Below are 13,345 nucleotides of genomic sequence, written 5' to 3'. Positions count from 1 at the left end.
TCTAAGAATGTTGGGCTGCTTCATAAATCGCAGCCGTCATGATTTTTGCCCCATAAATCAAGGCATCCGTTTGAAAAGTCATCTGTGGATGATGCAGAACAGGTGTGAGCCCACATCCCAGGCCAATCATCGTAGTTGCCAGCTCAGGACGGTGAATCGCGTAAAAATGGAAGTCCTCTCCGCCTGGTGTCACACATATTTCGGCAATTTTGTCCTCACCCAATACTTGCCCAATTGCCTTTTTAGCTACTTGGATCATGTCCGCATTGGCGACAGCAGCAGGTGTGACTCCCGACCATTCCCACTCCACATCCATGCCCATCAAAGCCCCTGTCTGACTCATGGCATGCTCGGTCTTTCTCCGCAATTCTGCCATGCCTTCATTGGACTGGGCACGTACATCGAGGCTAAAGGTCGCTCGATCAGGGATGACGTTCACCGTTTCTCCCCCTGCTTGTAATTGCGTCATCTTCACAGAAAAAGAGCATCCGTCTTGCAGGCGAATGTTTTGCAACGCAATAACCAAAAACGAAGCGGCTTCGATGACATTTTTACCGAGCGCCGGACGTGCTCCGTGTGCTTGCAGACCTGTAATCGTCCCTCTGATGGAGCTAGACGATCCATGCAAAATCGCCGGAGCAGCGCTACCATACGGCACTTCCATTTCCGGGCGCAGATGAACGCCGATCAGCTTTGTCACGCCTTCCAGGGCGCCATCCTTCATCATCTGCAAGGCTCCGCCCATCTTCTCTTCAGCAGGCTGGAACAGAAAGCGCATCGTTTTCGGCGGCACCACTCCGCTAGCTTGAATCGCAAGGGCGCTGTAGAGAGCCAGTGTCGAGTGAGCATCGTGTCCGCATGAATGATTCGGTCTCACCACGCCGTCCACTTCCTGCACGAGTGCATCCATATCTGCGCGTAAAGCAACGATTTCAGCACTCTCTCCAGGAATCTCTGCATAAAAGCCGTGGTGCCCCTCGAAGCGTGTGACGGCAATTCCGGCCGCCTCCAAGCGTTCCCGCAAATATCTCGCTGTTTTCTCCTCGTGCCAGCTCGGCTCCGCCAATTGATGCAAATCTTTGTATGTTCGCACTATTTCGTCGTGATGCTCGTCCATGTATAAGAACGGATTCATCCGATTCATCATCCTCCCTGATGTCTATCTCTAGTATCTCTCTTTGCTCTACCGGATGTATAGCAAGATTTGTGCCAAAACTATATTGTTATAAAAGTTAAGCATTTCTGAACAATTTCGGATTTTTAGGTTATAATATAGGTTGGTTTTTACAGATATTCAATCCAATATTTTCACCCAAATTTAAAAGCTATTCAGCAGATATAAAGGAGTTCGCATCATGATCAAACAGAAACCACGCATCTTGTTGATGACCCGGCTAGAGACGATCAGTCTGCTGTTTGCAAACACGCTCACGTCTTTTTTCGGCAACCGCTTGGACATCATTCGAAACCATATGCAAGAACAGCTTCACCTGAGTGTGTACGATGAAGTTGATCTCATCCTCGTTTCGGACACGAGTCTCTTGCACGATCAGCCAGCTCCTCCGTCAGACATCCCTGTGCTGCTGGCAAGGCGCACGATCGACATTAACAAATTGGATCAACTCATGGATTTGCCGCCAGGAACGCGCTGTCTATTTGTTTCCAACTCCATCGAAATGGTAGAAGGCGCGATTGAGCTCTTGTTTCATCTCGGATTTTCTCATCTGACATTTGTGCCGTACGTACCCGATACCGAGACACCGCTTCCTGAAAAAGATCAAATCGATGTCGCTGTCTGTCATGGGCTCAGGGAGCTGATTCCTGCTCATTTTGAAAACGTCATTGAGTTGGGCCACCGCCCTTTGGATTTGACGACGATCTTTGATATTTCGCGCCTGCTTGATCTGTCTCCGGATAAGGCAAACCTGTACACGGCTGACTTCATCAGTGATTTCGTCCATATCGGGCGCAAGCTGACCAACTCGGTACACAATGAACGGAAGCTGAATGAAAAGCTGAGTTCCATTTTAAATGCGGTTCATGAAGGCATCATTGGCACAGATGCCACAGGGAATATCACTGTGCTGAACAAAGAAGCCGAGAAAATTTTACATATGACTGAAACTACTTGCATCGGGCGAAATGTAGCGGAGGTCATTCCCGAATTTCTTATTCTCGAAGTAGTCGAGTCACACACGGAAGTAACGAAGCAAGTATTGGAATTCCGCGATTTGTACCTCTTGGTGACCAAGATTCCCACTTTCTTGGATGATCAGTTTCTAGGCGCGGTCATTACTTTTCAGGACGTGACAAAGGTACAGCAGATCGAACAGGAAATACGGACGAAGAGTGCCAATCTCGGACTGATGACCAAGTATTCGTTTGACAATATCATCGGTAAAAGCCCGTCCATTCAGGCCAACAAACGAGTGGCGACCAAGCTGGCCGAAAGTGACTTTACGATTCTCATCACAGGGGAAAACGGAACCGGGAAGGAAGTTTTTGCCCAAGCCATTCATCAACACTCGACGCGCCGTGACGGTCCGTTCGTCCCCGTCAATTTTGCAGGGCTGACCGAGAGCTTGGTAGAGAGTGAATTGTTCGGGTACGAGGAAGGTTCTTTTACCGGAGCACGAAAAGGTGGAAAGATGGGGCTATTTGAGCTGGCTCACAACGGGACCATTTTTCTGGACGAGATTGGGGATGCCCCGCTCAGCATTCAGGCGTCACTGCTTCGTGTTCTCCAGGAAAAGCAGGTCATGCGCGTAGGGGGCTATCGCGTCATTCCGGTCAATGTTCGCGTCATCGCCGCTACCAATTGCAACCTGATGGAAATGGTCAAAAAAGGGACGTTTCGCGAGGATTTGTACTACAGACTGAACGTCCTGCCGTTGCACATCCAGCCCCTGCGTGATCGTCCTGATGATATTTTGGTGCTGATCGATTATTTCTTGCAGAAAAAAAAGCAGCGTCTGTCCTTCTCGCGGGAAGTGACGGAACAGCTACTCCGTTACGATTGGCCAGGCAATATTCGCGAGCTGGAAAATTTCATTCACTATGCAGTCGTCATCGCTGAGGGGAATCAGGTGGAGTTGGCTCATTTGCCGGAGCGTTTTTTTGCGGGGCATGTCTCTATTCCGCCGCTTCCCTCTCACCGGGATGATACGCTGGAAGATACGATCCGGTATTTGTCCAGGCAAGGCTCCTTGGGAGATTACGCAGCAATCCTGCAAGTACTGTCCGATTGCTACAAGCGTCAGGAGCGTATTGGACGCAGTGCCCTGCTGGCGAGGATGGAGAGTCCAACCACCTTGACTGAAGCCCAAATCAGGCACAAGCTGACCGTGCTGGAACGCGCTGGGTGTGTCTCGATTGGGGTCAAGAAGCAAGGGACGCAGATTACTGCGTTAGGGCAGCAGGTGTTAGCGGCTTTGCTGATTAAGGAAAAGGGATAAGTATGGTTGTCTTCCAACGATTGTGGAGCCCGAAGCCCTACCACATGTTTTCCAGTCGCCTATATCCTCTCTTCGTTCGGGCGGTCTCCTTCCAAACATATGGCAGGACTTCTTTACAGCAGTGTTATCATTCATTTTTTAAACCGTTTTATCAGCTAGAGCAGAGAAGCTTACTTGCTACACTTCTTGAATCACTCTCAAGGTGCTCACCAAAGCTACGTAGGAAGAAGTGCATTTCCAGTCCAAGCGCCTCTGGAGCCCTACCTAGCGTAGAAATGAATAGCGGGGAATTTAAGCTTCACTTATGAGATACTTCCTCGAAACTTCAACGTTTGAAGCGCTCCCGCTATTCTGCACTGCCCCCTGTCAAGTAGACAGTATATAGAGAGCAACGCTAAGCGACCTGAGTCCGGTATTCATATGGACTTAGGTTGTTTAATTTTTGTTGAAGGCGTTCACGATTATAAAAATGGATGTATTCCTTTACAGCATGCCTTACTTCCTTGGCTGTCCGGAAAGAATAGCGTGAAAAACATTCTGATTTGAAGTGACTGAAGAAGTTCTCCATACTTGCATTGTCCCAACAGTTCCCTTTTCGAGACATACTGGGTATGATTTTGTATTTCGTAAGAAGATGATTATACTGACGGGATGTGTATTGAAACCCCTGGTCGCTATGCAGGAGGATTCCTTTTACATCTCGTTTCTTTTTCGCTTGGTTGAGCGTATCGATTACTAATTTGATATCATTATTTCGACTGATCTGGTACGCAATAATTTCATGATTGAATAAGTCTTTAATTACAGACAAATGCAGCCTTTGCCCGTTAAAAATGAGATAGGTAATGTCCGTTACCCATTTTTCATTTGGATGGGAAGCATGGAATGCTCTGTTTAGCAGGTTTCCTGAGACAACGTACGCTTCTTTTTTACCATAATAAGGCCTTTTCTTACGAATAACGGCTTGCAGTTGCATTTCGTTCATGCAACGTTGGATTCGTTTGTGATTGATCGGTAAGGGGGATTTCTTCTCCAGCCAAATCTTAATCCGTCGATATCCGTAAATCCCCTTCACTTCTTTATGGCATTCCATAATTCTTCTTTTGATCTGTTCGTCTTCCAGTTGCTTGGGAGTGATCGTTTTCCTACTCTTTATCCATTTGTAGTAGCCACTTCTGGAAACTTGCGCTTGCTGACATAAAAGGAGAACGCTGTGTCCGCTCTTGGCAAGCTCCTCAATAAGTGCAAACCGCTTCTTATAAGGTACTGACTCCATCCCACCCTTTACATCTTTAAAAGCTTTTTTAGCAAGGCATTTTCCGCTTCCAGCCGCTTCATTTTTGCTTCAGGATCCTCGGGTCTTATTTTGGGTCTCCCTACACCAATTCCCCTTACTTTTCCTCGTTTTTCTTCCAGTCCAGCTATCCCTTCTTTTTCGAAATGATTCACCCATCGACGTAACATCGTCGGATCAATCCCCAATTCTTTTCCGCATCTTCTGTAGCCCATACCCGTTTTTATATAAAAATCTACTGCTTTTTTCTTAAACGCTACGTCATACGTCTTTTGGATATTCCCCATTGAAATCTCCCCCCGTCAAAGACAGAATACGTTGCGCTCTTTTTTCTGTCTACCTAAAGGGGATCATAACTTTCATTTCGGAGCGGACAGTCAATCCCCTTTGCGGGGCGTAGGCCGAAGCGTAGACTGGAAATGCACTTCTTCCCTCCACTACAGCATCGGTACCAGTCTATGAAAAAAAGCGGCAGGTTCTAGCTCCTCCGCTTTTTTACGTTATTCCACCTAAGTAGTCACGATGGACGACTCTATTTTTTCTGGTTGAATCATAGGCAAAATAGGCAGTTCCATCAAATTCCGATGCTTGCCCGGCCCGTAGTAATCCTGCTCAGCATGTGCCAGACGGAAGCCATAGGCAGACAGCGCGCGAATAGAGGATGCGTTCGTTTCACTTACCGTAACCTGCACGGTGCGGAGTGACGGAAACTGGCGCAGGGCTTGCAGTCTGGCTTCAATTAACCGTTTGCCAATGCCTTGGCCTTGAAACTCCTTGCGCACATTGCTGAACAGAAGCCAGCCAGTCGTCTGGTACATATCAATTCCGGCGCAGCTAAAACCGATGAGCTGGCCGTTATAGGTCGCCTTGAAAATCAGCTCAGGAAACAGCTCCATATACTTTTTCAGCTCATGCAAGTTCATTCGATCGGGTAATGTCATATCCGCCAACGTAATCATTTCCGCAAAATCATCTCTTACGACGCGCTCAATCTGCACTTCCACCCTACCCGCCTCCTGTACATTCGCTCTTACATTTACACTGTAGCAGACGGGTATAAAGCTGGAATGGATGGCGTGTGAAAGTACTGTAAAATTCATTGCTTCCGGCTGAACAAACGTCTATAGAAGCGGAATGTATATAGATATTTTCATCGCCACAGGAAAGCTGGAACCCCTCACGTCTGTCACTTCAAAATCCGGTCCCTCGCCTCTCTCATAATTCGATTGAGGCAACCATGTTCCGTAAATGTAGCGACGTGTGTTTTGTACAAGGTCGGCATCACCCGTCACTTTGAATTCCGCGTATTTTCCGCCAGGCAAGACGAGCGAAATAAAGCCTTCAGGCCATTCATCAGGAACACGATGTACAGCCTCGCCGATCACAAAAGAAAAGCTTCCGTCATCTTCAAATTCGCAGGCGATTCCGTATGACATATCTTCCGCCGCTTTATTCGGAATCCGCAAATAGTCTTGATTGCGGCCGAATTCATAATAAAAGCCCGGAATATCTTTAAAATGCTGCTCATCCTGTAAGCTCGTCCGGAACCTGCGCCCAATGATACAAATGTCATCCAATGTCGCGATGGTTGGTTTGTTCATCGTGATCTCTCCTTTGATCGTTTGGCGAAAGGCCAAGAAGTCCATCTTGGCGAGATAGGGCAGCGAATGATTTTCCCGTCGATACCTTCCAGGTGTAATCCCGAACTGCTTCTCAAAAGCGCGTGTCAATGCTTCCTGCGACTGGTATTGATAGGCCACCGCAATTTCGAGTACATTGTCACTTGTCTGTTTTAGCGCAAGTGCGGCTTCCGACAGTCTGCGCTTGCGAATGTACTCCTGTACGCCGAAGCCTGAGATTGCCTGAAACAGCCGCTGAAAATGAAACGCAGAGAAATGCGCCCTGGAAGCAATTTCTGTGATATTCATTTCTTCCTGAAGATGCTCTTCCACATAATCAATCGCGTCCTGAATCCGCTTGTACGTGTCCATCTTTGACTTCCTTCACCTATTTTTTCTTTAGTATGCGGGAGATCACTGGCGTTTTTTTGATCAACTGTGCTATCTTTCAAGCGTTACGTCGTCAGTCGCTCTACCAATACGGGTGACAGTTCCTTCTCTTCCTTTTTCCCAACCAGCTGCTGTGTCCAAATCCGCTCATGCAGCATCTCAAATGCGTATTTTCCCATCAACGTACTGGAGCTGGATACAGTGGTGATCTCGAGCAGTTCTCCGATTGGCTGATCATCGCAACCGACTACGGCTAAGTCTTCCGGTACGCTAATCCCCAACCTGCTCGCTTCTTTGATGATCCCTGCCGCTATATGATTGCACGATACGATCATTGCTGTCGGCCGCTCTTTTGTTTGCAGCAATTTCCCCACGACATCCTTGCCGTCTTGGATCGTTAAACACTCTTCAAACGACCACTCAGGAGAGGGTATCACGTCAATCGAACGCAGCTTTTCGTAATAGGCACGTTTGCGATGCTGACTGTTAAAGCTGTTTTTTCTACCGATGCAATACCCGATCCGGCGGTGTCCCTTCTTCATCAGATACTCCATCCCGATCAGAAACGTTTGATAGTGGTCGATATGAACACTCGAAACAGAGGAGGTATCATTTGCTTCACACGTGATGATAGGTCCGTACCCTGCGTATTCATTGAGTGTTTCGCAGGAGCTGGACCTGGAGCACATGATGAGCCCGTCGATTTTTTTATTTTTGAGCAAGTGCAATACGCTGCGTTCTTGCTCGGGGTTGTTATTCGTTTGGCACACCATCAGTTTGTAATGATGCTGGACTGCTTCTGCTGCAATACCTTCGATAATGGAGCTGTAGTATTGGTTGTTGACGAGAGGCAATGTCACACCGATGACCATCGTTTTTCCGGTAGAGAGGTGAACCGCATTACTGTTTTGAACATAATTTTGTTCTTCAATAATCTTGAGAATCTCCGCGCGTTTTTTCTCGTTCACGTACGGATGGTTGTTTAGCACACGGGAAACGGTTGAAACGGATACACCTGCCAATTTCGCGATTTCTCTTATATTAGCCACTCAGATTACTCCTCGAAGTCGGATCAGTAATTATTACATACATCAAAGCACATTCCGCTTGCTCTGAAAAGCGTTCCACATATTATGCTCTCCTTATGTAGAATGAAAGGAGTCGTGTTTTGTGATTCGCTTAAAATTTGAATATCTCTTGTTTATCGTAGGCTTATTGATTTTGGCGCTCGGGATCAACATGATGACGACCATTACATCCTTTGGTCTTAGCCCGTATGATTCTCTGTTTATTGCCCTGTATCAAAACTTCGGGATATCGATTGGCTTCTGGATGTTTGCCATCAACCTGACCTTTGTAGTCATCGTCCTTTTCATGGATCGCAGTTATATTACTGTCGGTGCCATTTTGGTCATGGTGCTGATCTCCCTCTTTGTCGATTTGATCGGGTCCATCGATGCGCTTATGGCTGCTATCCGTTCATTGCCGCCGCTTCTGACCATGACACTTGGAAACATTTGCATCGGCAGCGGTATCGGGTTGTATGTGTGTACACAAGTGTGCACAGCTCCCCAAGAGGCATTTGTACTGGTCATGTCGAAAAGATTAAAGTGGACATTCAGACGGACAGAAATTTTACTGGCGTGCATGTTTCTCAGCGCAAGCTTCCTGTTAGATGGCCCGATTTATTACGGAACAGTCGTGCTGTCTTTTACGACTGGCTACATTATTCAAGCAGCAATCAACCTCGGGAATAAGATGCTTCGTCTCGTCAATCAAACGAAGGGGGCGGAGGCATAATAGGAGGAAAGCCTTGAGAAATTTTCGACCAAAAGTTGTGTGTTCCCTTGCAGTGAGCCTGTTTCTATTGCTTGTCGGTTGCTCCTCTTCCACTGGTCTCGTAAAAGCTAGCGGAGATGTTTTTGCCCAGAGCGAAATTCACAGACTGACCCAAGATCCTGAAAACGTGACGCATTACCGGCCGATGAGTATTCAGGAAATGACACCGCTATTGCCTTCGTCTCTCCAAAGCCGAATCAAGCCAGTGGATAAAACGAAGCTGCCTTTTCCTGTCGAAAAAGAGATGGCCTATCTCGTCTCATTCTCCTCAGGCTCCGAAAAAGAAACACGACACCAGCTACAGCTAACATACGCGCAGGATAACGAAGACCCTATTACGGAAAACTTCTTCATCGTACGTATGACAGAGACTGCTGAAAACCCTTTGGCCCACGTGAAGCCATCTGCTTCTGGACTGGATTCGTTCGGGAACGTCATGCGCGTTGAGCCACTGACCGACGATATCACTTTCTATCATCATATCATCACGACAAACAGCTCTTATGTGTATAACTTTTACAAGTATGATGACAAAAATCACGCAGTAAATCTGATCGTCACAAACGCCCATGAGGTGGAGTTCTTTGATCAAGGAATCTTCTATCATCTCGCGTACCACACTGGAAGCACTCAACTGGACCCTACCCTTCATGATCAGTTGGTAGCGCTGGCGAAGAATTTAATTTCTGTCCGTTCCTAAATGAAAAAGAAGGATTCCCCTGTAGGTCATAAGACTGCGAGGCGGAATCCTTTTTTCTATCTCTTGACCTTCACGTGGCGTGAAGCTTTACGATATTTTCCAGTACAATCAAATAACTGGAGGGTGAACGATGCCAAACCACGAACAAATTTATAAAAATCAAGCGGAACAGTACGATCTAATGATTTCCAGACAACCAAGTCTGCTCGCTGTCATCGAAGAAATCACCCCCGTCAAAGGACAGGACGTGATCGATCTGGGGGCTGGCTCAGGAAGACTTACGTCTGTGCTCGCTCCTCATGCCAAGTCCATTCTGGCTCTCGATGCTTCCGCTGCTATGCTAGAAGTGAATGCACAACAGCTGACGCAAGCCGGTCTTACCAATTGGAAAACCAACGTAGCGGATCATCGAGAACTTCCCGCAGACGATAACAGTGCGGATGTCATCGTAGCAGGGTGGACGGTTTGTTACCTCACCAGTTCTGAAGTTCCCAACAACGAGCTCCATCTTGAAAAGATCATTCAGGAGATGAAACGCGTGCTTCGTCCTGGTGGCACGATCGTCATCATGGAAACGATGGGGACCGGATATGAAACACCTCATCCACCCGAATTTCTTACACAGTACTATTCTTTGTTAGAAAACAAATACGGCTTCTCGCACAAATGGATTCGCTTGGACTATCAGTTTAAAGACATAGAGGAAGCAGAACAGCTTTCACGGTTTTTCTTTGGAGATGAGCTTGGGGACAGAGTCGCTCGGGAAAAGCTGGTGACATTGCCGGAATGTGCGGGAGTATGGTGGCTAACTGTATGAATACCAAAAAGGCCAATCGGATTTTTCCGGCTGGCCTTACTATATACTCTGCTCCATTCTCTCATGAATCAGCTCCACGAGAGCGTCGATATAGTCAGCCGAATCATTCAGAAATTCAGTGGGGACAAACTCCAGCCCGCAAGCATCTGCTTTCATTCGGCAATGGATTCTGCAATCGAAAATCGCCTCTACATTTTCGGTCAAAGACAGCAAATAAGTCGTCCGCTTGTTATTTCCGTGTGTCTCTTATTTTTTCACAGAAGGCAAGACACCCTCTGGAATCGGGCACACATACGTTTGACCGCCCAGACGCTGTTTCAGCTCGGCTTTTGCCTGTTCGATCAGCTCCGGATGATTCAGCATGTCAATAGCTGTAGAAGCCATGACTTTCCCCGCATGCAGCATCCCTTTATGTGCCATGGATGTCGCCCCGAGAGACACCCATTGCCAGGAGTGCAGCGTGGAGCCGTTAATATAGCACGCAGTCGTGCATTGCGCAGTTGGCGTAATCCAGCTCACATCCCCTACATCCGTGGAGCCGTTCAGCGGGATTTTTGATCCGTCGAATGGATTGAGCCATGTCACCATGTCTGGAGCAGGCATGTCCGGTGACAGTTTTTCCGAAGTAGCGAGTTCCTGCTTGGACAGCGTCGCACGCATTTCTTTTGCTAATTGCAGTTCTACTTCGTCATGCACAGGGACGCCCAGCTCCTGGAAGTTTTTGTACATGACCTCTTCGAGCAGCTTGTTTTGTACGAGGTTCGAGCACGCTTTGTCAAATACGATCTCTACCTCGGTCTCGGTCATGAGCGCAGCGCCTTGCGCAATTTTACATACGCGCTCGTAAATCTCCTGTACTTGATCAACCTTTGGCGCACGTACGAGATAGAGCACCTCTGCTTTTGGTTGAACCACATTTGGCGACAAGCCGCCGGAGTTCGTGATGGCATAGTGCACACGTGCTTCCGGGATAATGTGCTCACGCAAGTAGTTCACGCCGACGTTCATCAATTCCACCGCATCCAGTGCGCTTCGACCGAGATGTGGACTTGCTGCCGCATGGGCGCTCTTTCCTTTGAACTTGAAGTAAATTTGATAGTTCGCGAGCGAATCGATGGACATGATGCTGTTGTAGCCCATTGGGTGCCAGCAAAGTGCGAAGTCCACGTCGTCAAACAATCCTGCTCGCGCCATGAACGCTTTCCCGGAGCCGCCTTCTTCCCCTGGGCAGCCGTAGTAACGAACAGTCCCTGTCATGTTGTTCTCTTCCATGTACTCTTTCACTGCAACGGCTGCCGCAAGAGAAGCGGTACCGAGCAAGTTGTGTCCGCAGCCATGGCCGTTTGCGCCTGCTACGAGAGGCTCTTCGGTGGTTTGACCTTTTTTCTGGCTCATGCCCGACAGAGCGTCGAACTCTCCCAGAATCGCCACGATAGGATTGCCGCTGCCAAAACTTCCGATAAAGGCCGTTTTGATCCCACCTACTCCGCGCTCAACCTTGAAGCCTTCTCCCTCGAGTGTTTGAGCCAGCAGTTCAGCCGATTGGTACTCTTCAAAACGCGTCTCCGCGAAATTCCAAATCTGGTCGCTCACCTTGATGAAGGCATCTCGTTTTTTCTCAATCATTTCTGCAATTCGCTTGGTATGCATTCGCAAACATCCTCTCTGCCCTCGTTGTCCACGTGCTTTTCCGCTCAGTTGGGAACGTTTTTTACGTTAGCAATCGTCTTGCAATTCGGTTCAAAAGCGCTACGCTGCGTGGCAAAATCTCTTCTTGTATATCGAATTTCGGATGGTGGTGAGGCGCCGGGATATCCGTACCGATTGCCATGTACGTTCCTTTTCCGCCACGATCCTGAACGCGTTTAATCATAAAACTGGCATCTTCACTGCCCATCGAGTTGTAATCGCCGTGCCTAAAGGAATGGAAGCCTTCTACCTGCTTGGCTTCTTCCAGTGCCAGCTCTGCCAGCTCCACATCGTAGTTGATTGGGATGGCTCCCCCGACGACTTCGATTTTGTAGTCGAGCTCATGCATAGCGGCACTGTGCGCGATGATGTTGCGTACGCGGTTTTCTACTTCTGCATTTACTTCTTCGGTAATGGAGCGAGTCTCCACAACCATCTTGGCATAGGCCGGAATGATATTCGCTGCAGTTCCGCCTTCAAGCACACCCACATTGATTCTCGTATCACCAGTGCTGAAGCGAGGAATCGCATGAATGTTCAACAGGGCAGTAGCCGCTCCGAGCAATGCATTTTTCCCTTGCTCTGGCGACGCACCAGCATGAGAAGAAACACCGTAGTAATGCGCCATCATTTTCGTGGTAGCCAAAAATCCATAGGAACCGCCGTGTACCTCACCCAGCGGCACATTGACACCCAAATGGTTGCAGAAAATATAGTCAACATCGTCCAAATGGCCTTTTTCCACGATCGCGTATGCACCGCGAACACCTTCTTCGGCTGGTTGGAAGATCAGTTTGAGCGTACCGGAAAAATCTCCTGCTGCAAGAGCTTCTGCCAATCCCAAGCCAATCGTGGTATGACCGTCGTGAGCGCAAGCATGCATGTTGCCTTCATAATGGGAGCGGAAGCCATTCGCTTGTGGAAAATGGTCTTGCTCCGTACTTTCCAATACAGGCAGTGCATCCATGTCAAAACGAAAAGCAACCGTTGGTCCAGGTGCCTTCCCTTTCTTCACACCGATCACTGCTGTATAGCCACCACGCATTTTTTCAACGATGGCCGGGTTTGCACCGTCACGCAAAGCTCTTTCATACGCTGCCTCGAGAACCGCCTCGGAAGGCATGCCCCGACGGGAATCTCCATCGATTGCTTCTTGTCCGTATATGACCTCATAGCCGAGGGACGTCAAAATCTCTACTACCTTGGAAGCGGTACGGAACTCCGTAAAACCCACCTCTGGATGTCTATGAAAATCTCTTCGCAACGAAACCAGATCCAACATCGTTCAATTCCTCCTGTTAACTCTGGAGCATGTCTTTTTCCATGCCCAGGTCCGATAGGCAAGCTCTAGAAATATGAGAAGACTGGCAAATGTAAACCCTTACAATATACGAATATTAAAAGACATTTTCGCTTAATTGAATTATATAGTTGGCTCGCTGCTTTTTCAATAGAAGTTGTTAGACTTCTTGAAAAATAGCGAACCTTTTCCTGCTGTTGTGGTGGGGAGGAAACAGGAGAAAACGCTCAGCTTCTAGGGCC

Annotated in this window: 13 protein-coding genes; 4 read left to right on the top strand and 9 right to left on the bottom strand. The window is 48.0% G+C overall.

Going from position 1 to position 13,345, the window contains the following annotated elements; genetic code table 11:
• Position 1: 1 nt before the first annotated feature.
• Positions 2–1,135 carry a M20 peptidase aminoacylase family protein gene (locus ACKKE8_RS04895; protein ID WP_409177180.1) on the bottom strand — a complete coding sequence of 378 codons (1,134 nt, stop codon included), beginning with the start codon at positions 1,133–1,135 and terminating at the stop codon, positions 2–4.
• A gap of 220 nt (positions 1,136–1,355) precedes the next feature.
• Between ACKKE8_RS04895 and ACKKE8_RS04890 the strand changes: the two genes are divergently transcribed.
• Entirely contained in the window at positions 1,356–3,455 is a 2,100-nt protein-coding gene (locus ACKKE8_RS04890) for a sigma-54 interaction domain-containing protein (RefSeq protein ID WP_409177179.1), read from the top strand.
• 394 nt (positions 3,456–3,849) lie between these two features.
• Here the strand turns inward: ACKKE8_RS04890 and ACKKE8_RS04885 are convergent, their stop codons facing one another.
• The 5 genes from ACKKE8_RS04885 to ACKKE8_RS04865 all read right to left on the bottom strand — a co-directional run bounded on the left by ACKKE8_RS04885 (position 3,850) and on the right by ACKKE8_RS04865 (position 7,807).
• Positions 3,850–4,731 (bottom strand): IS3 family transposase, encoded by an 882-nt coding sequence (locus ACKKE8_RS04885; RefSeq protein WP_409177178.1) that lies wholly within the window; start codon positions 4,729–4,731, stop codon positions 3,850–3,852.
• Positions 4,732–4,739: 8 nt separating this feature from the next.
• On the bottom strand, positions 4,740–5,036 hold the full coding sequence (locus ACKKE8_RS04880) for a transposase (protein WP_409177177.1): 297 nt from the start codon (positions 5,034–5,036) through the stop codon (positions 4,740–4,742).
• Positions 5,037–5,258: 222 nt separating this feature from the next.
• The gene (locus tag ACKKE8_RS04875) at positions 5,259–5,753 is read right to left on the bottom strand and encodes a GNAT family N-acetyltransferase (protein WP_409177176.1); all 495 of its coding nucleotides are present in this window, start codon (positions 5,751–5,753) and stop codon (positions 5,259–5,261) included.
• Between the two features lie 117 nt (positions 5,754–5,870).
• The gene (locus ACKKE8_RS04870; protein WP_409177175.1) at positions 5,871–6,740 is read right to left on the bottom strand and encodes an effector binding domain-containing protein; all 870 of its coding nucleotides are present in this window, start codon (positions 6,738–6,740) and stop codon (positions 5,871–5,873) included.
• Between the two features lie 83 nt (positions 6,741–6,823).
• Complete coding sequence (locus ACKKE8_RS04865; protein ID WP_409177174.1) at positions 6,824–7,807, bottom strand: LacI family DNA-binding transcriptional regulator; 984 nt, start codon at positions 7,805–7,807, stop codon at positions 6,824–6,826.
• 121 nt (positions 7,808–7,928) lie between these two features.
• Between ACKKE8_RS04865 and ACKKE8_RS04860 the strand changes: the two genes are divergently transcribed.
• From ACKKE8_RS04860 to ACKKE8_RS04850, 3 genes are all read left to right on the top strand, one after another.
• On the top strand, positions 7,929–8,558 hold the full coding sequence (locus tag ACKKE8_RS04860) for a YczE/YyaS/YitT family protein (RefSeq protein WP_409177173.1): 630 nt from the start codon (positions 7,929–7,931) through the stop codon (positions 8,556–8,558).
• Positions 8,559–8,571: 13 nt separating this feature from the next.
• Complete coding sequence (locus ACKKE8_RS04855; RefSeq protein ID WP_409177172.1) at positions 8,572–9,297, top strand: hypothetical protein; 726 nt, start codon at positions 8,572–8,574, stop codon at positions 9,295–9,297.
• Between the two features lie 130 nt (positions 9,298–9,427).
• Positions 9,428–10,114: a class I SAM-dependent methyltransferase gene (locus ACKKE8_RS04850; RefSeq protein WP_409177171.1), complete on the top strand. Its 687-nt coding sequence runs from the start codon at positions 9,428–9,430 to the stop codon at positions 10,112–10,114.
• A gap of 39 nt (positions 10,115–10,153) precedes the next feature.
• Here ACKKE8_RS04850 and ACKKE8_RS04845 read toward each other — a convergent pair whose 3' ends face one another.
• From ACKKE8_RS04845 to ACKKE8_RS04835, 3 genes are all read right to left on the bottom strand, one after another.
• Positions 10,154–10,327, bottom strand: coding sequence for a hypothetical protein (locus tag ACKKE8_RS04845; protein WP_409177170.1), 174 nt, complete (start codon positions 10,325–10,327; stop codon positions 10,154–10,156).
• 33 nt (positions 10,328–10,360) lie between these two features.
• Positions 10,361–11,764 carry a M20 family metallopeptidase gene (locus ACKKE8_RS04840; RefSeq protein WP_409177169.1) on the bottom strand — a complete coding sequence of 468 codons (1,404 nt, stop codon included), beginning with the start codon at positions 11,762–11,764 and terminating at the stop codon, positions 10,361–10,363.
• Positions 11,765–11,825: 61 nt separating this feature from the next.
• Entirely contained in the window at positions 11,826–13,085 is a 1,260-nt protein-coding gene (locus tag ACKKE8_RS04835) for an amidohydrolase (protein ID WP_409177168.1), read from the bottom strand.
• Positions 13,086–13,345: the final 260 nt, after the last annotated feature.

Source organism: Brevibacillus fortis, assembly GCF_046196545.1.
Taxonomy (GTDB): Bacteria; Bacillota; Bacilli; order Brevibacillales; family Brevibacillaceae; genus Brevibacillus; species Brevibacillus fortis_A.
Note: the sequence above shows the minus strand (reverse complement) of the source record. Positions and strands in the feature narration are given on the sequence as shown.

Coding starts and splice junctions, on each gene's coding strand:
- ACKKE8_RS04850 (WP_409177171.1), top strand. CDS start 9,428: ATGCCAAACCACGAACAAATTTATAAAAATCAAGCGGAACAGTACGAT.
- ACKKE8_RS04880 (WP_409177177.1), bottom strand. CDS start 5,036: ATGGGGAATATCCAAAAGACGTATGACGTAGCGTTTAAGAAAAAAGCA.
- ACKKE8_RS04885 (WP_409177178.1), bottom strand. CDS start 4,731: ATGGAGTCAGTACCTTATAAGAAGCGGTTTGCACTTATTGAGGAGCTT.
- ACKKE8_RS04890 (WP_409177179.1), top strand. CDS start 1,356: ATGATCAAACAGAAACCACGCATCTTGTTGATGACCCGGCTAGAGACG.
- ACKKE8_RS04840 (WP_409177169.1), bottom strand. CDS start 11,764: ATGCATACCAAGCGAATTGCAGAAATGATTGAGAAAAAACGAGATGCC.
- ACKKE8_RS04835 (WP_409177168.1), bottom strand. CDS start 13,085: ATGTTGGATCTGGTTTCGTTGCGAAGAGATTTTCATAGACATCCAGAG.
- ACKKE8_RS04870 (WP_409177175.1), bottom strand. CDS start 6,740: ATGGACACGTACAAGCGGATTCAGGACGCGATTGATTATGTGGAAGAG.
- ACKKE8_RS04895 (WP_409177180.1), bottom strand. CDS start 1,135: ATGAATCCGTTCTTATACATGGACGAGCATCACGACGAAATAGTGCGA.